The sequence below is a fragment of the Paenibacillus sp. FSL H3-0302 genome, assembly GCF_037982245.1.
GTDB classification, from domain to species: domain Bacteria; phylum Bacillota; class Bacilli; order Paenibacillales; family Paenibacillaceae; genus Paenibacillus_AQ; species Paenibacillus_AQ odorifer.
On sequence record NZ_CP150284.1, the window covers coordinates 5,390,697 to 5,411,449 of the forward strand.

Annotated in this window: 18 protein-coding genes; 2 read left to right on the forward strand and 16 right to left on the reverse strand. The window is 44.4% G+C overall.

What is annotated here, in order from left to right:
- Nucleotides 1-66: 66 nt before the first annotated feature.
- The 6 genes from MHH50_RS24055 to gpr form a co-directional block, all read right to left on the reverse strand.
- Entirely contained in the window at nt 67-834 is a 768-nt protein-coding gene (locus MHH50_RS24055) for a response regulator (RefSeq protein ID WP_149647635.1), read from the reverse strand.
- Nucleotides 819-2,624 (reverse strand): histidine kinase, encoded by a 1,806-nt coding sequence (locus MHH50_RS24060; protein WP_340033534.1) that lies wholly within the window; start codon nt 2,622-2,624, stop codon nt 819-821. Before MHH50_RS24060 ends, MHH50_RS24055 begins: the two co-directional genes overlap by 16 nt.
- 105 nt (nt 2,625-2,729) lie before the next feature.
- A complete protein-coding gene (lepA, locus tag MHH50_RS24065) occupies nt 2,730-4,544 on the reverse strand; it encodes a translation elongation factor 4 (protein ID WP_036677511.1) in 1,815 nt (604 codons plus the stop codon).
- 140 nt (nt 4,545-4,684) lie between these two features.
- Entirely contained in the window at nt 4,685-5,170 is a 486-nt protein-coding gene (locus MHH50_RS24070; protein ID WP_076185487.1) for a hypothetical protein, read from the reverse strand.
- A 35-nt stretch (nt 5,171-5,205) separates the two neighbouring features.
- Nucleotides 5,206-6,543 carry a stage II sporulation protein P gene (locus MHH50_RS24075; protein WP_340033535.1) on the reverse strand — a complete coding sequence of 446 codons (1,338 nt, stop codon included), beginning with the start codon at nt 6,541-6,543 and terminating at the stop codon, nt 5,206-5,208.
- Between the two features lie 156 nt (nt 6,544-6,699).
- Nucleotides 6,700-7,701: a GPR endopeptidase gene (gene gpr, locus MHH50_RS24080; protein ID WP_036677518.1), complete on the reverse strand. Its 1,002-nt coding sequence runs from the start codon at nt 7,699-7,701 to the stop codon at nt 6,700-6,702.
- A gap of 304 nt (nt 7,702-8,005) precedes the next feature.
- Here gpr and rpsT point away from each other — a divergent pair, with 304 nt between their 5' ends.
- A complete protein-coding gene (gene rpsT / locus MHH50_RS24085; RefSeq protein ID WP_036677521.1) occupies nt 8,006-8,278 on the forward strand; it encodes a 30S ribosomal protein S20 in 273 nt (90 codons plus the stop codon).
- Nucleotides 8,279-8,436: 158 nt separating this feature from the next.
- Here the strand turns inward: rpsT and MHH50_RS24090 are convergent, their stop codons facing one another.
- From MHH50_RS24090 to MHH50_RS24115, 6 genes are all read right to left on the reverse strand, one after another.
- Nucleotides 8,437-8,925, reverse strand: a complete 489-nt coding sequence (locus tag MHH50_RS24090) for a hypothetical protein (protein WP_076281207.1) — start codon at nt 8,923-8,925, stop codon at nt 8,437-8,439.
- Nucleotides 8,926-8,962: 37 nt separating this feature from the next.
- Nucleotides 8,963-9,982, reverse strand: coding sequence for a DNA polymerase III subunit delta (gene holA / locus MHH50_RS24095; protein WP_036677525.1), 1,020 nt, complete (start codon nt 9,980-9,982; stop codon nt 8,963-8,965).
- A gap of 276 nt (nt 9,983-10,258) precedes the next feature.
- Nucleotides 10,259-11,515 (reverse strand): zf-HC2 domain-containing protein, encoded by a 1,257-nt coding sequence (locus MHH50_RS24100; protein ID WP_076310168.1) that lies wholly within the window; start codon nt 11,513-11,515, stop codon nt 10,259-10,261.
- Nucleotides 11,512-12,060: a sigma-70 family RNA polymerase sigma factor gene (locus MHH50_RS24105; protein WP_036677530.1), complete on the reverse strand. Its 549-nt coding sequence runs from the start codon at nt 12,058-12,060 to the stop codon at nt 11,512-11,514. Before MHH50_RS24105 ends, MHH50_RS24100 begins: the two co-directional genes overlap by 4 nt.
- Before the next feature lie 308 nt (nt 12,061-12,368).
- Complete coding sequence (locus MHH50_RS24110) at nt 12,369-12,605, reverse strand: hypothetical protein (protein WP_038572950.1); 237 nt, start codon at nt 12,603-12,605, stop codon at nt 12,369-12,371.
- Between the two features lie 235 nt (nt 12,606-12,840).
- Nucleotides 12,841-13,482, reverse strand: a complete 642-nt coding sequence (locus MHH50_RS24115; RefSeq protein ID WP_038572952.1) for a bifunctional 2-keto-4-hydroxyglutarate aldolase/2-keto-3-deoxy-6-phosphogluconate aldolase — start codon at nt 13,480-13,482, stop codon at nt 12,841-12,843.
- Nucleotides 13,483-13,828: 346 nt separating this feature from the next.
- Between MHH50_RS24115 and MHH50_RS24120 the strand changes: the two genes are divergently transcribed.
- Nucleotides 13,829-14,779, forward strand: coding sequence for a sugar kinase (locus MHH50_RS24120; protein ID WP_076179379.1), 951 nt, complete (start codon nt 13,829-13,831; stop codon nt 14,777-14,779).
- Between the two features lie 587 nt (nt 14,780-15,366).
- Here MHH50_RS24120 and MHH50_RS24125 read toward each other — a convergent pair.
- The 4 genes from MHH50_RS24125 to MHH50_RS24140 all read right to left on the reverse strand — a co-directional run bounded on the left by MHH50_RS24125 (nt 15,367) and on the right by MHH50_RS24140 (nt 20,308).
- Nucleotides 15,367-16,383, reverse strand: coding sequence for a LacI family DNA-binding transcriptional regulator (locus MHH50_RS24125; RefSeq protein ID WP_076278809.1), 1,017 nt, complete (start codon nt 16,381-16,383; stop codon nt 15,367-15,369).
- 72 nt (nt 16,384-16,455) lie between these two features.
- Nucleotides 16,456-17,574: a hypothetical protein gene (locus MHH50_RS24130; RefSeq protein ID WP_076310165.1), complete on the reverse strand. Its 1,119-nt coding sequence runs from the start codon at nt 17,572-17,574 to the stop codon at nt 16,456-16,458.
- Nucleotides 17,571-18,110 carry an RNA polymerase sigma factor gene (locus MHH50_RS24135; protein WP_076307220.1) on the reverse strand — a complete coding sequence of 180 codons (540 nt, stop codon included), beginning with the start codon at nt 18,108-18,110 and terminating at the stop codon, nt 17,571-17,573. The genes MHH50_RS24130 and MHH50_RS24135 overlap by 4 nt, the downstream gene beginning before the upstream one ends.
- A 134-nt stretch (nt 18,111-18,244) precedes the next feature.
- Nucleotides 18,245-20,308, reverse strand: coding sequence for a glycosyl hydrolase 115 family protein (locus MHH50_RS24140; protein ID WP_256717518.1), 2,064 nt, complete (start codon nt 20,306-20,308; stop codon nt 18,245-18,247).
- Between the last annotated feature and the right edge of the window lie 445 nt (nt 20,309-20,753).

The window sequence follows — 20,753 nt, forward strand, 5'->3', positions numbered from 1 at the left end:
GTTGTGCTCTACGTCTATAACTTTATCATCAGAGCGGATTCTGGGGGATGAACTACATTTGGGAAACTATAGAACGTTTTTTGGTTCTTTGCGAAATTCATTTGGCGTGACGCCACACCACTTTTTGAAAATTTTAATAAAATAATTATCGTTCTCAAAGCCCACCTGCTGCCCAATCTCACTAATTGTTAGCTTCGTCTCTGCAAGCAGCATTTTTCCAGCCTGAATACGCCGCTCTTGAATATAATTCGTCAACGTTTTCCCTGTCTTTTTCTTGAATAAGTCACTTATATAGCTGGCATCCATTCGTATCAACTCTGACATGGATTTAAGCGAGATGTCCTCAGAATAATGCTCTTCAATATAAGCAATTATTTTGTTCATCTCCACATGATCTGTCGGTCCCGTTTGTTGCTTCTCAGGAAACCATTTATCGGCCTTTTTCATCTTCACCATTCGCTCCAGCTCGGCATGAACCTTATCCATGGTCTGCTTCAAACCTTGGAGATCTAAAGATAGCTTCAGAATGTAGTCCGAAGCCCCAAATACGAGCGCTTGCCGGGCGTATTCAAATTCACTCAAAGCGGTCAACATTACAAATCGGCAGTCGAAGCCTTCCTCTCGCGCAACTTGAAGGAGCTTCACCCCATCCATCACTGGCATATTGATATCCGTCACTACCACATCTGGATGAAGCTCACGAATCATTTGCAAGCCTACTTCTCCATTCTCCGCCTCACCTATAATTTCAAACGGGATTCCAGCCTTTAAGAATAACTTCCGTATACTTTTAACCGCGGGTTGTTCATCATCCACAATTAACGTTCTCCACATGTGAGCTTACCTCCATCGTAAGGTTTTGAAATAAGAAGTGGAAAATGGATAATCACTTCAGTTCCTGTGTCTGATGATACAATGTCCATGCCTGTCCGTTGATTCTTGAACAACAGCTCTAAGCTCTCCCTAATATTCTGAACACCGATTCCTTTTCGTTTCCGTGCAGCCTTATTCAGCTGTGCTCTATCTATCCCCATGCCGTTATCTTTAACCTGCAGATATAGTTGCTGTCCAGTCACCTTAGCGGAAATATCAATTCTCCCTTGTTTCACAGACTGACCGAAGCCGTGAATCAAGCTATTTTCAATTAAGGGCTGAAGACAGAATTTAGGGATTAATGCGTACTGTAGTTCCTCGTTGATATCATATTGAATTTCAATCCCATGTCCGAAGCGTTGCCGCTGAATCTCCATGTAAGATTCTATGAGTACAATCTCATCCTTTAACAGAATCAAATCCACTTCAGTATTTAATGTTGTTTCCAATATTTTGCCTAGCGCAACACAAATTTCATAAATTTCATCATCATCTTTATCTAAGGCGATGCTCTTTATCGTATTCAATGTATTTAGTAGGAAATGTGGATTCATCTGCGAAAGTAACACCTGAAATCGAACGAATTGTTTCTGTTTTTCTTCAAGCTGAAGACGCTGCAACAGCTCATTTAAATCATGGATCATGATATTGAAACTCTGAGTCAGTGCAAGAATCTCTCCCCGCCCTTGCTCGGGTAATTTCATTTTGAGATTTGTTTTAGCGGTCATCTCCATCTTCTTCTGCAGCTTCTTTAGCGGCACTGTAATCGTCGATGATATAAAATAAGTTAATAGAACAAATAGCAGGAGTATAACTCCAAATACAGCAAAAAATCGTTGCTTCTGCTTATACACCTCAAGAAATAGCTGTGCTAGCTGTACCTTTTTAACGACATAACCATTCAACTCTTCGATGTAGCTGTATGTGTATAAGCTTTTCTCCTTCGGATCGATGATGGATGCAGCACGCTCTGTCTGCCGCTGGTGGTCACTCTTCACAATACTCTGCGCAATATCTGGAGAAAAGGTCTCATCCTTATCCGGATTAAGCATCATTCTCCCTGAGGCATCGAGCAGAAAAAAAGCCCCTTCCTGCTTACTCCCTAACGTTGATCTAGTAAACCACTCCTCATAATCGATACTTAGTCTTGCATAGGCATAAATGTTAAAACCATTATCACGCATAACCTCATAGAGGCTAAGCATTTTCTTACTTGTTGTACTTTCCCGGACCACATTATTCTTGTCATTCGGATTCCATATATATCGATTCGCTCCTTCTCGCTTCAATACTTGAACCCAATCTTCCGATTGGATTTCGTCGTAGCTCAAGGTTTCCCTCGGCATAAAGGAAGTGTATGCGTTTCCATGAAGGTCGATTAAAGTATAATACACCGTCGCTCCACTCATGAAGAATGTATTTTCAATCGCTCCAAACTTGTTTTCAACGAGCTTTTTTCTCGTGATTTCATCAGATTGCTCGGGATTCTTCATTATCGATAAAATCGTTGTATCTTGTTCAAGTAATGACCCTGTTTTCATAACGAGACTCATGAGATCAACAAAACCATTCTTAATCCCAATAAGCTGCTCTATGTTCTTCGTTTCCGCATTATCCTGAAGCATTTGTTCTGTCTCATTGAAGTTATACAGAACGAGTATGGCAATGGGTGTTAGTACCAACAGTAAGAAAGCTAACAAAATCCGATTCTTAAAGGTACTTGGCGTAAGTTTCAAATATAATCGCTTCACGAGGACTCCCCTCACTTTGTATGTGCTTACAATCCTTCCCCCTATTGTAATCTGCTCCTGCTTAAAAAAATAGAGCCGGGATATTCTCCCGGCTCTACCTATTTTCTACTCATCAATCTTCAGTACTGCCATAAACGCTTCTTGTGGTACTTCTACACTACCCACTTGCTTCATGCGTTTCTTACCTTCTTTTTGCTTCTCCAGCAGCTTCCGTTTACGGGAAATATCGCCGCCGTAACATTTAGCAAGTACATTTTTGCGCATCGCCTTAACGGTTTCACGCGCAACCACCTTCGTACCCACAGAGGCTTGAATCGGCACTTCGAACATTTGACGAGGGATAATCCCACGTAGTTTCTCACAAATGATACGTCCGCGGTTGTATGCACGGTCACGGTGAACGATAAAGGACAAAGCATCAACCTGCTCATTGTTAAGCAAGATATCCATCTTGACCAGATTCGAACGACGGTACCCGCAAATTTCATAGTCGTAGGATGCGTAACCTTTTGTACCTGATTTCAACTGATCAAAGAAATCATAAACGATTTCAGACAGTGGAATCTCGTAAGTAATCGTTACACGATTAGTATCAAGATACTCCATATTTACGAACTCGCCACGTTTGTTCTGGCACAGCTCCATTACGGTACCTACAAAGTCGTTAGGCACGATGATTGCTGCTTTAACATATGGCTCTTCAATGTAGTCAATCGTTCCGATTTCCGGATAATGTGACGGGTTGTCGATTTGAATCATTTCGCCATTGGTCAGCATAATTCGATAAATAACACTCGGTGCTGTTGTAATTAGCGGCAAATTGAACTCGCGCTCAATCCGCTCTTGAATGATCTCCATATGCAAGAGTCCAAGGAATCCGCAACGGAAACCAAATCCAAGCGCGCTCGAGCTTTCCGGCTCAAAGCTTAGCGAAGCATCATTAAGCTGGAGCTTCTCCAATGCCTCACGAAGATCGTTATAATCTGAGGTTTCAATCGGATACAACCCGCAATATACCATCGGGTTGATCTTACGGTAACCTGGAAGCGGCTCAGCAGTAGGATTCTTTGCGTCAGTGACAGTATCACCGACACGGGTATCTCCAACATGCTTGATCCCAGCTACGATAAATCCAACATCCCCGATGTTCAATTCATCGACAATGGTCATACGCGGCATAAATGCGCCAACTTCAATGACCTCGAAAGTCTTCTCAGTTGCCATCATCTTAATCTTCGATCCCGCACGGATTTTACCGTCCATTACGCGCACATAGACGATAACGCCTTTGTAAGGATCGTAATGAGAGTCAAAAATCAACGCTTTAAGCGGCTCTTCTGAATTACCGGATGGCGCAGGAACCTGCTTCACCACCTGCTCCAGAATTTCCTTGATCCCGATACCGGCTTTGGCAGATGCCATAACCGCTTCACTGGTATCCAGCCCGATAACATCCTCAATCTCCTGCTTTACCCGGTCAGGGTCAGCGTTTGGCAAATCAATTTTGTTGAGCACAGGTAGGATTTCCAGGTTATTATCCAGTGCTAAATACACATTGGCCAGCGTCTGTGCTTCAATTCCTTGAGCCGCATCCACAACCAGCAGTGCGCCTTCACATGCTGCAAGACTGCGGGAAACTTCATAGGTGAAATCGACGTGCCCCGGTGTATCAATCAAGTTGAGATAATACTCTACTCCATCGTCTGCACGATAGGTTAAACGCACGGCTTGCAGCTTTATTGTGATACCACGTTCGCGCTCCAGATCCATCTGATCGAGTACCTGTTCCTGCATTTCACGCGTGGTTAGTGCCCCCGTGTATTCCAAAATGCGGTCAGCTAGTGTCGATTTACCATGGTCTATATGTGCAATAATCGAGAAATTGCGAATTTGTTGTTGTCTTTTCTGAACGTCAGTCATTCCTTACCCCCACAGACAGCCTGATATTAATCCACTTATTATAACAGTACAAGCTTACTCCATCAATCCCGCGCTGGCCCAAAACAAAAGAAACAGCTATACACGATCCCGTGAAATAACCGTTTCTTCTAAATTTGCTGTTAATTTTCTGCCGAAGCGAACAATGAAACTACCCAGCGGATTCCCTTCTGGGAAGCCTGCTGCAAGAGACCTGCCGTCTTATCTGCCAGAACATCAACTGTAGGCTTTTGCTCCTCAGGAATTAGAATTTGCTCCGGAGATTTCGTACTATAATCATCCACAACTTGCTGAGGAGGATCTGCGGCTGGCGTTGTATTGCTATTTTGAGGCAAAGGAGAGACGGCCGTATATGCACCTGTGACAGGATCGATCACCATTGGCACATATACATAAGTCTGCCCACCCTGTGTCACACCATTCTTTTGCAGTTGTGGCTGTGGCTGCATGCCTGTTACTTGACTGGTGGGTGTAGTCGGGCTGGCATTCCAGCCGGGCAGAATCTTAGAGACTGTTGAACCACCGCTTCCGCCGAACTGCATCCCTAAGAGGATGCCAATCCCTGCCCAAATCCCGACCATAACCAGTTTTTTTCCGAAACGCGACATGTACACCACTCCTTTTTAATCCTTGGTAATTTATTTTAAGAAGCTCCGTTTGATTTCTTTGGTGTTGTAGTGGGATTCGCCACTTTTTCAGGTGCGTTCACCTTCTCAGCGTCATGACTGCTCCAGTAAACATCAGCGATAGCATCCGCCAAAATATCAGCCGTACGCTTTAATTCCTCAGCCGAATTATCAATTCCGCCCACTTCAATCAAAACACTATTAGGAGAGAGGGTCTGATTGTACTCCCCGTTATTTCCTTTACCCGCAGCTTTTCCCCATATCCCACGAGATATTCCCGGGTAATTCTTTTCAAGCTGTTGATGAATCTTATTGGCAAACTCTTCGTTCTTCTTCCAGTCTTTATTTGCATGTCCAATGATAAAATAGACCTGTGCGTAGCTTTTCCCGTCAATAACAGCTGTTGTTTTGCTATGACGCTGCGAATCGCGGTGAATGTCGATAAAACTATCCATTTCCTCATTTGCGCTGAGTGCTGATTTAACCAAGATCCGGGAATATTTATAGGAAAAGTTCCAGTTATAGTCGGTGATTTTGGTTGGAAAATCTTCTTTGGCATGAACCGTACCAATCCCGAGCTGTTCCAGTCTTTTCGTAATATATGATCCTACCAGCATTACATTTTTAGTTGAAACTCCGGAGCTGGGATTTTCATTTGCTGCCCCTAACAGAGGGTTGTAGGCCTCTCTAGGATGTGAATGATAGATTAGAATCCGTTTGATCGAGGTATCCTTAGTGCTGTCTGTGCCGCTTTGCAGATCACTCTTATCCGTCCCTTCCTCCGCTGATGGTTCAGGGGATGGTGCAACCGTCGCTTCAGGCTGCTGTGTTGTAGTATCTCCATGCTTGTCCCCTTCGTCCGGAACAGAAGTTTCTGCATCTTCACCACCCTCAGCCAGTTCATCAGTCCCAGGATGATAATCCACTGGTGCTCCTGTAGATCCACCTGAACCTTTCCGCAAAAGAAATGGATCATCCGCCGCCATCCCCGGCACTTCACGAGAGACTAGACTCTTAGGGTCACCTGGATTCACACTGGTTAGCAACTGAAATACGAAAGAAGTTACCTTTTCACCTGAAAAAGCGGAAGGCTCTTTACCCTGCGGTAAATGCGGCACCTCCATCCCCAGCAGCTCCATGAAAAAACCACTGGACAGGGAGGCAGCAAGCCCCTTCATTGAAGGAATGGGTGAAGAGCTAAGCTTCTGTCCGGCCAATCCACCGGCTCCAAGCAGCATAAAAAATACTAGCGAACCTCCGGCCAACAGCAGCATCGTTCTCCCCAGCGATAAAACATCCAGCATTTTTCCCCTTAAACGGCCGATGTTCCAAAGCTGAAACCATTTTTTATTCATTGTAGTTATGTCCTCCTCCAGCCCTCTGTAATCTCTTATACTCCAAATCTATGAGCGCAAGAGCAATACTAGAACCGAAAATGAGAGAATAGACATAAAGCCCGTACAGGATACCTTAATTCAGCATCCCGCCGGGCTAAACAAACCATAATTCAGTTAGTGGGTATACGCGCCAACATTCTCAGGATCAACCGCATCATGTAAAGCCGCATTCAAACCACTGGCCACAATATTCGCGATCCCTTCAATAAATTCATCGATTTCCTTGGGAGTGACGATCAAATCGTGCCCCAGGGGTTCAAGCACTTCCTTCACTAATGACAAGCGTTCCTGCTCAGAGATATCGTCCAGCATCCCCATGATTTCCTTCGTATGGTTTGCTCCTTGCCCGAAGTGATTTTTCATCATCTCCAGCACATTATTCACAATAGTTGAGGCATAGCAGACAGTGGGCACTCCGATTGCGATACAAGGAACACCCAGAATTTCTTGGGTTAATCCACGTCGCTTGTTGCCAATCCCCGAACCGGGATGGATCCCAATGTCGGCAATTTGAATCGTCGTATTGATACGCTCCAGTGACCGGGATGCCAACGCATCTATGGCGATAATAAGCTCAGGTTTCGTCCGATCCACGATTCCCTGCACGACCTCACTCGACTCAATTCCAGTCAGTCCAAGCACTCCAGGAGCAATAGCGCTCACCTTACGATAACCAGGGGAGATCTGATCCGGAACCAGCTCATAGAACTGCCGTGTAATGAGTGAGTTCTCCACCACTAAAGGACCCAGTGAATCCGGTGTAACATTCCAGTTACCAAGACCAACAATCAACACAGATGCATCCTTGCCAATCCCAATTCTGATCAAAAAGTCCTCAAATTCGCGGGCAAAAACTTCTGCCACCTTTTGCTGCAAGCCTGTATCTCCGCCACGCAGAGCGGGTACCTCAAGGGTTACATAGTTACCAATTGCGCGTCCTATTGCCTGTGATCCAGCAGCATTAGCTACACCAAGACGGGTCACTTTAATCCCATCAGACTCTTCCACTTCTTCGTTCACACCAGGGATCGGCGTTCGTTGTGGGCCTTGAGCCATTTCCTTTGCCTCTAATGCCAAATCGGTGCGCACAGAATATAGCTGCAGATCCGGTTCCATTGTGTACCAGCCTCCTAAAAGTTTTGTAAGCATACACTTCCATGAATTACTTCGAACAAAACTCACTTCGAAAGCAGCTGCTTAGTTTTGTAAGCATACACTTCCATGAGTTCATCCTCATTTGGCAAGCTTCTGCCTATGCTCTTTTGTCGATAGTGTGCGAGAGAAAGCCAATGTTTATGCAGGATACGGAGGTTTAATTTGAAAGCTTTAAGTATTGCTTTTTGCTACCGGTCATGCTAAACTATTTTAAGTTGTGAATCATTTGATAATGATTTCGAATGTCTTACAGGAGGTGAATGCAATGCCAAATATTAAATCCGCGGTTAAACGCGTAAACACGAACGAAAAACGCCGTGCACTGAATGCTTCCCAAAAATCCGCGCTTCGTACAGCTGTGAAAACTGCTGATGTAGCTCTGACTGGTACGGAAGTAGAAACTGCTCAAGCTGCTTTCCTAGCTGCTTCCAAAAAGCTGGACAAGGCCGTAAGTAAAGGTCTGGTTCATAAAAATGCGGCTGCCCGCAAAAAATCCCGCTTGGCGAAGAAATTGAACGCTCTTACGGCTCAAGCCTAAGACGACATTCATAATGAGCAATTGAAGAACCTGACCGCTATGCTTCATACGGTTAGGTTTTTTTGTGTCTATTAATTAATAATAAGTAGTATTAGTTACTTTTAAGAGATGTTTATTAAATGAAAGAAGACCGCCTCAGAGAGGCGGTCTTCTTTCATTTATTTATTCTCTTTTTTCATTTCATAATAGTTACCATCCCATAAAAAAATCATCGTTTGATCGTCTTTAACAATAAAACTGCTGCCGGGATTCGTCCAATTATTTATAGATACCGTCTTAACCGATTCCGTCTCGATGCCAAGGTCACTTAATTCATTTCTGTATTCGTTAAAAAAGTCATCCTTTGTAATGCTCTCTTCTTTATATTCAGGGTTCATAATTTCATCTTTATCAAAAGATGCCTTTTCTTGCGAATAAGTTACCCGCATGCCAATAAGCTTTTCATCCTCCGCTGCCGAGACAGGTGTAGAACCTACTAGACCTTGTACACTCCATTCCCCAAAATAAGAAGGTGCATCTGCAGAGGTATTCGAATTCGCAGGCGACTCAGAAGCTGAACCTGACGGTGAATTAGTATCCGTTTTGCCACAGGAACTAATTAATAGAACGAGTAACAGCAGTGCCGAATATTGAAATATTCTTTTCATAGTCAGATCATCTCCAATACTTTTTCCCCTTCTTAGCTCAGACACCTAAACGCAGCATGAACAGCTCCAGCCCTAGAACTTTGTCTATAGCCCCTGTTTTCATTTTATAATCCAGATCCGCCAATGCACTTAAGATTTGCCGTAATCGTTCACTGGAGAACTTATGGGCCTGCTCCCCAGCAAGTTTAACCGCATATGGATGCAATCCGATCTGTGACGCAATCTGTCCCTGCGAATAACTATGTGCTGATAAATCCTTAACCTGCAAAATAATGCGGAACTGCCGCGCAACCAACGCTGCGATCTTGATCGGTTCCTCACGCTGCTTCAGCAGCTCATATAAGGTATCAAGCGCCTTATCAAGACGCAGATTAGCGATATCCTCAACAAGCGTAAACACATTTTGTTCTGTACCACGGTGTACCAGACTCTCTACGGCCCCCGCATCCACAGTGCCGCCCTTACCAGCGAATAAACAAAGCTTGTCCATCTCTGCAGATAAACCTTGCAAGCCTGTGCCTGCATTCGTTATAAGAATTTCTGCCGTGCCAGGTGCCATTACACAACCCCGCTCACGAATTCCTTTTTCCACCCAGCGCAGCAGCTCTTCTGCTCCCAGCGGATTAAAGGCTAATACTGTGCCCACTGATTTGACAGTCTTCACAATTTTTTTACGCTCATCCAGCTTATCATTATTCACCATAAAGACGATTACACTGAAGTCTACAGGATGCTGCAAATAGTCACTTAAAAGATCTATACGATGCTCCAGTTTGGCATTTTCTTTGCCCGCTGTAAATAACGAGGCATCCCGCACCAGCAATAATTTACGTTCTACCATAAATGGCACAGTCTCCGCTTCTTCTACCACAGCCTGCACCGGCGTCTCAGAGAGATCAAAGGGAATAACTGCGAAATCACGATCCTCTTTAGCAATCAGCTGTTCTTCCAGCAGTGCCGTGAATTCATTCATTCGAAATTTCTCACTGCCATATAAAACATATAACGGTGAGATCTTCCCTTGTTTGATTTCTTTTATCGCCGTTTTGGCATCCATCCCGCCACTTCCTTTTCCATTCATCTAGCCCATTTTGTCCAGAGTTCTATTGTAGCAAAAAAAACTACAAAAATGCATGCAAAAACGGAGAAACTCTGGCAGCCATGGCCAAAGCCTCTCCGTTTAAGCGGCGCATCTATATAAACGACGGAGTGCGAAGCTCTAGAAACTCCGCATCCGGCGGTCATACCGATGTTCTGCAAAACCTATACTTTCTAGTTCCTGTCCTGTTGATATAGTATATTCAGAAACTTCGAAAAAAGTTCCAACCCCACTTTAATTTGTTGAAGATGAGGTTGGAGTGTTCGTTGGTGTCGCCCCAGGGGATACAGCCGGACTTGAAGAAGCTGCTTCCTGTACAGTGTACACCTTGGTTACATTCACACCATCTTTTTCAGTCACGTACGTAAACTTCGAGCTGTCCGCAGACCATTCACCAGAAATCCAATTTCCTTCCAGCGGGTAAGAGTTTACGGCTAACCGTTCTTCCGTTGAGCCCGCTGGCGACTTCTTATAAATCACAAGCTGCAGCCCAACAAATTCTATAGCATACTGACCATCAGGAGAAGTCCAGGTCTGCACATTAGGATCTTCAGAACTGCTTAAGCTCATAACTTCCCGTCCATAGTCATAAGGAATCTTTAAAGAATCCTCCATCAGCGGAGCAGAATCAGCTGCGCTGTCTGAATTCATATCAGCAGTTTGCTCCTTATTATTCACCTTTAGCTGATTGCTACTGGCATTACTAGAATCTGAATTTTGAGATTTCGTGGCGACATCCTGCTTTGGCGAAACAATTTTCTCTGTAGGCTTAGGATCTGCGCTTTGAGGCGGTTCGGTGATCGACCGCCCTCCAGCTCCAGCTCCCGCATCAGCTGCATCCGCCGGTGCACTTGGCATCGAGGTAGGGTCCACTGGTCCTGTCGCTCTATCTAAAGCGGCGTTATCTTCGTTCATTACCGGTGCATCCGTCTTATACTGCGCAGCGCCCTCGTTCTCTCCACCAGCGGCAGGTGAAGCTCCATCAGAGTTAGCAGTAATAGAAGCTTGTGATTCCATTGCTGTATCCTTAGTATCATCGCTGGCTGTTTTAGCACTATCCTGCATCCTTTGTTCTACTTCTGCCCCAGGCATTTTATCGGGCATATTAAATATTGCGATCCCTAATAGAACGGCAGCTGCAATAGCTCCAATGCCTGTCCGTGTTGCTATAGAGGTTCCCTTGGAAGGTTTACCACGGGAGCTTTCACGTGAAAATGGGACAACAACCTGCTCCTCAGATCTCACAGCACTCTGTTCACGACTGCTTCGATCCAATTCTGCAAGCTGAGGTAAAATAGAGTCAACCAGACTAAACGGGGGTTTCACGTCTGGCAACTGCTCCAATTCATTGGAGAGAAGTGTCAGGCGCTCAAAGACTTCCGCGCAGGAAGGACAATTATCGATATGACGGAACATCTCAACAATCTCATCTTGACTCAAATCTTTGTCTAAATAGCGGTGCATCCATTCCATCACCTCCGCGCATTTCATCCCGATACACCACCTTTCTGGTACTCCTGAAGTCTATTCTGCAGTTGCTGTCTAGCCCGAAATAAGTACGATTTCACTGTATTCAAGGGCAAATCCAGACAATCTGCAATCTCGTTGTAAGAAAAATCCTGTAAATAGCGCAGGACGATGACTGTCCGATGATGCTCGGGCAATTGATCAATCGCTTCGCGTATATCCTCAGCTAAATAAGAGGATAGAACCTCACGTTCCACATTGTGTTTATCCTGAAACACCATTTCATGTTCATCAATAGAAACTGTAGGTTTAGTTCTTCTGAATTTATCAATGCAAATGTTAGTGACGATTCGCTGAACCCACGTTTTGAACTGGGCCTTCTCCTCATATGAGCCGATTTTTGTATAAACCCGGATCAAGGCTTCCTGAGATGCATCTAACGCATCTTGTTCATTATGCAAAATGTAGAAGGCCGTTTTATATACATGTCCTTCAATTTCTCGCAATAGGGTGATTAGAGCGTCGCGATCGCCCGCTTGAGCGGCTCTGATGAGTCCCTGCTCCACCACGAAGGTTCCCCCTCTCTATGCAATCTTACTGACGCGCAAGACTGCGAATTTGTTGCAACCGTGTAATTAATATTTTTAGAATACCAAACTTTTCTTAGAACGTCATGTTAAGCCAGCCGTTACAACGCGCTATCCCGCATTGCACAGCCAATAATTCCTACTAAGCATACAGGGGAAACAACAATCATTCAAATACTCTTTTTCACTATCTTAGTAACAAAAATGACATCAAAAGAAACGGCCTATCCCCTTGTCGGAAATGAAGCCGTCTGTCTTAAATATTACCCTCCGGTATCGAGCAAGAAACTCTATTTATAGAGCGCAATTTTGCAGAGCATGAAGACCGCGTAGTTTTCCCTAGTCTCATCATCCACCACATAGGCTTCTCCATTCTCAAATAATTGAGGGTTATTGTAATTGCGCTCTAATCTGTAGATCTGCCCTTCCGTCACCTTACAACCATGGAATGCCGACTCAATTTCTACGTACTCAGCATCATCTTCATCCGCTGCTTGATACAGCTTTTTATCATTATAAGCAGGCATATACTCACTCCCGGCTGGATAATAAATCCTGACGTTCAGTCCATGTATCACTACTCTTCTATTATATAGTTTATTATCTTTATCCCGATTCTATACTTTCTAAAAAGCATAGAATAAAAGGAATAATGACAGCTCAAAGAAAATCAACATAAAAAGGCTGCATGGCCAACGTTTGTCAGCCACACAGCCTATAAATAAAAACGCGAATCTGGATTTCAATCTCCGTTCGAATACATTAAATCCCTTTTATCTCTTTAAACTTCGCCACATATTGGGCAGCAAGATCGGTAATCTGATCATATCGGCCATTCTTCGCCGGTGCAGTCAAATTCCCCCCAATGCCCACAGCCATGCAGCCGTTTGCAATCCACTTCTCCATATTGTTCAAATCCACGCCACCGGTCGGCATAATATTTACATGTGGCATAGGACCTTTAACCGCTTTTACATAATCCGGCCCGAAAGCACTGCCAGGGAACAATTTAAGCACATCCACGCCGTACTTCAGCGCTTCCTTCATTTCATTTAATGTCATGCAACCAGGCATATAGGGAATGCCATAAAGATTACACATCTTAGCTGTCTCCACTTCAAAAGAGGGACTAACCACAAACTCTGAACCTGCAAGAATGGCTATTCTAGCTGTTAACGGGTCCAAGACAGTTCCGGCGCCAATCACCGCACGACTTCCGTACTCAGCAACCAATCTCTTAATCGCCACATCCGCGTCTGGTGTAGTAAAAGTTACCTCAATATTATTTAGACCGCCTTCTATACAAGCAACGGACATCTTAAAAGCTTCCTCAGCACTATCTGCTCGAATAACCGCTACAACCCCGACGGATGCCACATTCTGCAATACTTTCATTTTCTTCATCAGTAGACTCCCTTTCTCTTGGTACGATCATAGATAAACAGGAAATACTTTTTTAGATAAACTTTTTTATTAAATTTACTAATTATTGCGTTTTGTTCTATAAGGAAATAGTAATAACAATACGATTAACAGTCAATACATTTTTATTACATCAGGTGCAAATAAGTAATAAAATTTAAGAAAAACCTTTATAAAACAAGGGTTTATGGAAACATTATTTTCTTTTTACGAAAAAAGTTTTTTGGTTAACAATTATTCTTTTATTGTACAAAACCGATTTATGTGATAATTTCAAATTACAAATCATTATACTGGGATAAAATCATTACCCTAGGAGGAACTAAAAATGAGTAAACAGCTGGATGCCGTCACTTTCGGGGAGCCGATGGCGATGTTTTATGCGAATGAGGCCGGTCCTCTGCATGAAGTATTTTCGTTCTCCAAAGCATTAGCAGGTGCAGAAAGCAACGTGGCTACAGGCTTGTCGCGTTTGAATCATCCTACCGGTTATGTTACGAAGCTTGGCGAAGATAACTTTGGCACATTCATTGCTCAGGCGATGAAGAATGAGAACATTAATACGGACAATATTACTTTTACTAAAGAGTATTCAACAGGCATGCTTATCAAATCGAAAGTGGTTACCGGCGATCCAAAGGTCGAATACTTCCGCAAAAACTCCGCGGCCTCCACGCTTAGTCTGGAGGATTTCGACGAGGCCTACTTCAATTCCGCAGGACATCTGCATGTTACAAGTATCTCCGCCGCTTTGTCCAAGAGCTGTCATGAATTTTCTATTCACGCTATGGAATTTATGAAGAGTAAAGGAAAGACGATCTCTCTGGATCCTAATCTGCGTCCTAGCTTATGGCCGGATACAGAAACAATGGTGAGTACCATCAATGATCTGGCTACACGCTGCGACTGGTTCCTGCCGGGACTCGGTGAAGGTAAAATCCTTACCGGACTGAGCACACCCGAAGAGATTGCAGACTATTACCTGGAGCGTGGCGTAAGCTTAGTCGTCATCAAGCTTGGCCCTGAAGGCGCTTACTATAAATCCTCTGCTGGGGAAGGTTACGTGGACGGATTCAAGGTGGAGCAGGTTGTTGATACGGTGGGTGCAGGTGATGGATTTGCGGTTGGCGTAATCAGTGCGATGCTGGAAAAGCTTCCGATTGCTGAGGCCGTCAAACGCGGCAATGCGATCGGTGCGTTAGCCGTCATGTCGCCAGGCGATATGGACGGACTTCCCACCCGTGAGGAACTTGCGAAGTTTATGCAACAAGAAGTCTAATAATTGCAAAAAGACACAGAGCAGCGATTCTCCGTTATTGGAGGAGCGCTGCTCTGCTTTTTGGGTTGCTGATTGGCTGCTATTGCTATGCTATGGCTTTGGCTTTGGCTTTGCTATGCTATGCTATGCTATGCTAAGCTTTTGCTTTTGCTTTTGCTTTTGCTTTTGCTTTTGCTTTTGCTTTTGCTTTTGCTTTTGCTATTGCTATTGCTATTGCTATTGCTATTGCTATTGCTATGCTTCAGCAGTGTAATCAGTTCGCTCTGGGGCTTTCGGACCCAAAAGACGCTATTTGCAATTTTTTTACCTTTGCGGCGTAGTTTCGGACTCCAGTGACACTATTCCTTATGAAAAAGGGCATTTAGCATGTTTTCCATGCCGATAGCTGCGATGGGGTCCGATAGTACTCCAAATATGGGATTATACTGCATATAAGGTCAGCTGAGTCCGATAGTGACTTCCTACGCGAGAATATTACCCAATCAAACCCAAGTTTAGTGTTTAGATAAAGTTAGGTCCAATAAAAGGGGAAGTGCCCAGCAAGCTAAGAAATAGCTGCTGGGCACTCCCCTTTTTATAGTTCAAACTTATTTGTAAGACTTCACCGACTGCCCTTGCTGCAAGGTCGGCGGGAAACGATATGTAATTGGAACAGAAGCTCCCTTATCCTCGATACAAGAGAGTATAATCTTGGCAGCCTGCATCCCCATCTCGTAAGCAGGCTGACGGATTGTCGTAATGACCGGATTATAAATTTGCGCGAATTCCGCATCATCTATCCCGATGACCGACAACTGTTCTGGAATAGAGATGGCATTTCGATTCGCATATTTCAGAATTTCCGCTAGTGTGATGTCGTTCGTAGCCAGCAGTGCAGTTGGCGGCTCCGGCAGTGCTAATAAGTGTTCCAGCCCCGAAGCTAATTCCTCTTTGGATACACTGCAAATATACTCCTCACGCAGCGTTATGCCCGCTTCTTCCATCGCTTTTTTGTAGCCACTAATCCGCTCTTTCCGAGGGGTAATCGCATGCTCCCCAATTGGAAGGGACACCAGAGCAATCCGCTCATGGCCTTGCTGAATTAGCTGCCCTACGCCTATCTTTGCCGCCATTTCATTATCCAGCAATAGACTCTGCGTGGTGATTCCATCTACTAGACGATCCATAAAGACTAGCGGGAAATCAGCCTCTACCAGCTTGCTATAGGCAGACGGGTTATTCCCTGTAGGAAAAATAATCAGCCCATCCACCTGACGAGCGATTAAGGTTTCTACATATTTGCTTTCTTTCTCCGTATTCTCATCTGCGTTGCATATGATCACTTGGATTCCGTGATGCTGCAGCTCATTCTCAATCGCCCGGATACATTGGATTGACAGCGTGTAGTCAATATTAGCTACGATGATCCCGACCATATGCGTCCGGTTCTGCTTCAGACTGCGCGCCAGACCATTTGGCTGATAATTAAGCTCCTCAATTACGGCCTCAATCCGGTTTTTCGTCGCTTCGCTCATATATTTAAAACGTTTGTTCAAAAATTGGGAGACCGTACTTTTCGAAACTCCCGCTTTTTGAGCCACATCATCAATCGTTAACTTCTTCATCGCTTCGGCTCCACTCTTCTCAAAAGAAAATACTTTATCAAAAAGTATAGCTTTTATTTAGTGATTTATCTACTAGGGAGTCTGACTGTAAAATTCCTGATACAGCTCATTTTGTCGCTCTTCTGATAAAAATGCCCAATCTTCATCTAACCACCCTGGTCCACCTTTCGTAAGAATATCAGCTTTATAAAGTTCTCCATTCATCTCATATTCCATGGTTAACGATTGTCCATTAATGTCTCTAAATCCAATGGTCGATGCAGGTGTTTGAATGCTTAAGGTCTCCATATCATAAAGCACTGTTTTGTCTTGGTATGTCTTATCTACCGGGTATTCTAGGTAACTAAATACGATCTGGTCATGCTCCTTATCCACTGCGATTATTGACTTATATTCTAATAGCTCCCAATCAAAGGACGTAAGCTCTTTCGGTACCACTGATTCTCCTGTCGCTGCTTTTTTAACATTTAGAATAAAAAATCTACCATTCTCCATAATGCCTGAACCTATAGTCTTCGTATAGGTAAATAGCAGAGCGTAATCGCCCGCTCCAAAAAATCCACTCAAATATTGATAAGTACTTGCCCCTCCTGCAAAAAGAGGTAAAGTATAAATCCTAGTAGCTGAAGAAGCCGATAATTCCGTCTGGTCCTTCGAGCTCAGGTAAAGAGTGAACGGTTCTGTAGGATGTGTGTACTTTGGCTTCTTGTAGTCCACCATCGGGGGTGGCGGCGACCAAAGGATTCCCGCTGTTGTCTCAACGGCATACGCTTTACTCTTATCTCTGTTCATTGGCAAAGGCATGTAGTATTTCTTACCGCTAATCTCAAATTCTACTGGACTTGTCGGAGGCTCTATCGCTTTATCATTAGTTGCAGGACTAGAAGAAGGCAGTATGCCTGCGCCTTGTGACTGAACGGATGACGAATGGATTGGCCCTGTGTTTTTCCATATGCCCATAGGGAAGGTAAGCGCACCTATCAACAAAATCGTAGCCAGACTGGTCAACACCACATTTTTATTTATCCAATAACGTTTGTAAGCTGAACTTTTATTCGCAGCAGCCTGTTCGATCCGCATCATTAACTCAGACGTAAAACCATCTTCAATGAAAGGATTTTTGCCTGCTTGCGCATACCAATCCGTCTGCCCGATCATCACTGGATTACTATCATCGGCGTTGCGTTTCATTCCCTCTCCTCCTTCTGGATAGCCTCTTTAACCTTCTCTCTCGCCCGCGCGAGCCGAGATTTCACGGTTCCTTGTGCTACATTCAGCAAATCTGACATTTCGACAATGGATAATCCATGTTGAATATCTAGCACAAGCACCTCTCTGTTCTTCTCTGGAAGGGTCATAATAATTTCCCAGATCCGGTTCGCATACTGATTGCCAAGGGCTTCTTTTTCCGCAGAAGGTGCATTAACAGCAGTAGGTTGATCACCCAAAGCTATGAATCTGCGCCAAAAGCTATTTTTGCTCCAACTGAAGGCCGTATTTCTGGTAATCGTAAGCAGCCAGGTTTTCATCGAAGATTGCCCCCGGTATTTCCCAACATTCTTGTACGCCTTCAAAAACACTTCTTGGCTGATATCATTTGCCTGCTCTCGACTTCTAGTTAAGAAAAAAGCATAATTCCACACATCCGAGCCATACGCCTCCATCATTTCCCGCAAACTCATTGCGGGCGCATACGCTGCTGTATATGGTATATCTTCGCTTAGCATGTTTCGCCTCACCTCTTGCCTAATAAGACTTTCCAAACTTGAAAAAGTTCCCTCTAAAATAAAAAAATAGGTCATTTATTAAAAAACACCACCGATGAACGTTTAAGCGTTCACTAGTGGTGTGTGGATATTTTTTAAAGAGAGCTGAATTTCTCCTGTAGCCGCCGTGCAAGCTCATCGTCTGATAACGGATTACGATGCGTATTTTCCAGATAGATATGCTTTTCGGTCTCGGGCATCAAATATTCCTTATACCATAAAAACATATCCGGACTATCCCCCTGAATCCGCAAAAATTTACGGGCCGTTTCTACGTGATCTATAGTGTTGGCAATATTGGTCAACCAATCAGCCCGATAAAAATGCTTCCACTGGCCGATCTCTGCCCGTAAAAGAGCCTGCTGGCCCTCCTTATAATCCCAAACCGCATGAGAAGCTTCGATAAACGCCTCTGGAAATCTCTCTTCTTGGTAACACATATACGCCTGGCAAAGAGAGGATAATCCTCTGCACCCGCTCCAATGCAGCTCAATTTGAACTAGCAGTTGAACATGCAGCCTGTTTCGCTCTTTTTCGGGTAAAAGTTCCATCACCTCTAGGCACTGCTTTCGCAGCAGATACCAGACTAGTATTACTCGCTCAGCTCGATCCCTGAACCATCGAACCTGCTCTACAAAAGGAACATCCCCTGAGGCCCAGCGCAGTCGCTCATCGCTCTCCGTCTTATTTTGCAGCCAATGCCCTATAATCTGCCTTGCCGGATGATGATAGAATTCATCGCCTGCGCGGTCGTCAGCATTAGGACCATATACTATGGTGTTTTTGAAGTAGCTTTTGTACAATTGTGCAATTCGCCCCTGCTGCGCTGTGTAGAAACGGTTAACGAAGGTCTGAAGCTGTTCATCAGCATCTGCTGTTCCATCCATCCACAACTTTGCTGTCAGATCTAATGTATAGAGATGAGGCAAAATATTCCCTGAATTCACTAGCAGATATTCACTAGCCCCTGCCGCAAATGCCCCCTGTAATTCCTCCACTATAAAGGACGGATCCGTTGGGAATTGTGTTAGATGATTGGAGGCCTGCAAGTCGTGGAAGGTGACGTGGTAATATACCCCGTTTTTGCCTTGATCTCCTGCCTCGGGTAGAGCAGGCACGCGCAGATTCAGATGGCCATGTCGTCGCGACACCATTTTACCGTATCCGTTATCCGCCCATATTTTAATAACACCTTCTGGCACTTCGATCTTTCCTTGTTTATACAGCTCCGCAATTTCTCCGTACATCGCCATACAGCACACAGGCTGGTCCACATATTCACAGATCATATCGTATTGCTTGCGAACTACAAATGAGATCAAATCGCCCCGTTTCTCCGGAGTATCAAAAGAGGGATCATTCTCCCAAAAAGGTTTATCGCCCTGTCCGCGAAAGGAGAGCACCCAGAGTGTTTTTTCATCTTTTTGCCGCTCGATAGCTTCTCTCCACAGCTGTTCAAATAATTCTGGATATTCTTTATAGCTAGCCTGCTTGCCCGGAAAAGCACGCAGGAACATTTGCGCACCAAGCGGCTCCGCATGATGATGTGTGATCCACAGTCCCATATCCACCGCAAGCTGATGATGAATTCCGTTTCTCGGCAAATCCGTCCCGGGGATTACCATATTTCCACCACAGCGCAGCAGCGCTTCAAAAACAGGCTCCCATACCTCCGCCGTCGGAGGATAATCCTCCTTCCAGCCGATAAGACACACTTCATCATTCACGAACCAACCTCGGTAGCGTACCTTTGGCTGAATGCTGTTGTAATCAGAAACAGGTAAATTGATCGCATCTTTCTTAACAGGAGGAAGCTCCGCCCAGAACCAGAAGGGATCGACACCAAGCACGTGGCGGCTATAATGAAGCATCCCATAAATAATGCCCAATTCATCGCGGCCGATAATATGCAAGATCCGATCCTCTTCACTACCTGTAAAACGCAAACAAAAACCCTCCGCCCATTCCGGGCAGCCATCATCCTCTGTCGCATAACGAATAATTACAGTAGCTGCTGCTCCTTGTACCGGAGCTTTTCCGAACACCTGCTCATGATCCCTGGCGATCATCCGCCAAGCATGTCCAATTGGATTACTGCGTTCCACTTGAACATCATATACACTTTCCGCTGTGACTCTAAATTCTGCATATGTATTCACTATCGCTTCATCTCCTAATTCGCTACAAAACACGGAGGACACAAGCTTCTCACCACCGCACTTTGCAACATAGTTTAAGTAGGCATAGAGTTTACCAGAATCTTCTATCTCTATTATAAAGCGTTTACATATATTGTGCATGCGTAATAATTACTGGAGGAGGACGGCGGCAACTGGATTAGAGCAGCTGGTGCTAGAAAGGACAACAGTTACTAGCATTAGAGCAGCTGGTGCTAGACAGGGACAACAGTTACATACTTAGAACAGCTGGTGCTAGAACAAATGAACTGGGATCATCAGCAAGTAACAGGAACTTATGTGAAAGTTAGTATCGCTACAACGATAATATGTAACTGAGGTGCTTTGATATGTTCATATGGAGCGTTTAGTTGCACTTTGTGCAACTAAAAAAGATCTTTCCAGCTCATAAAGTGATTTAGTTGCA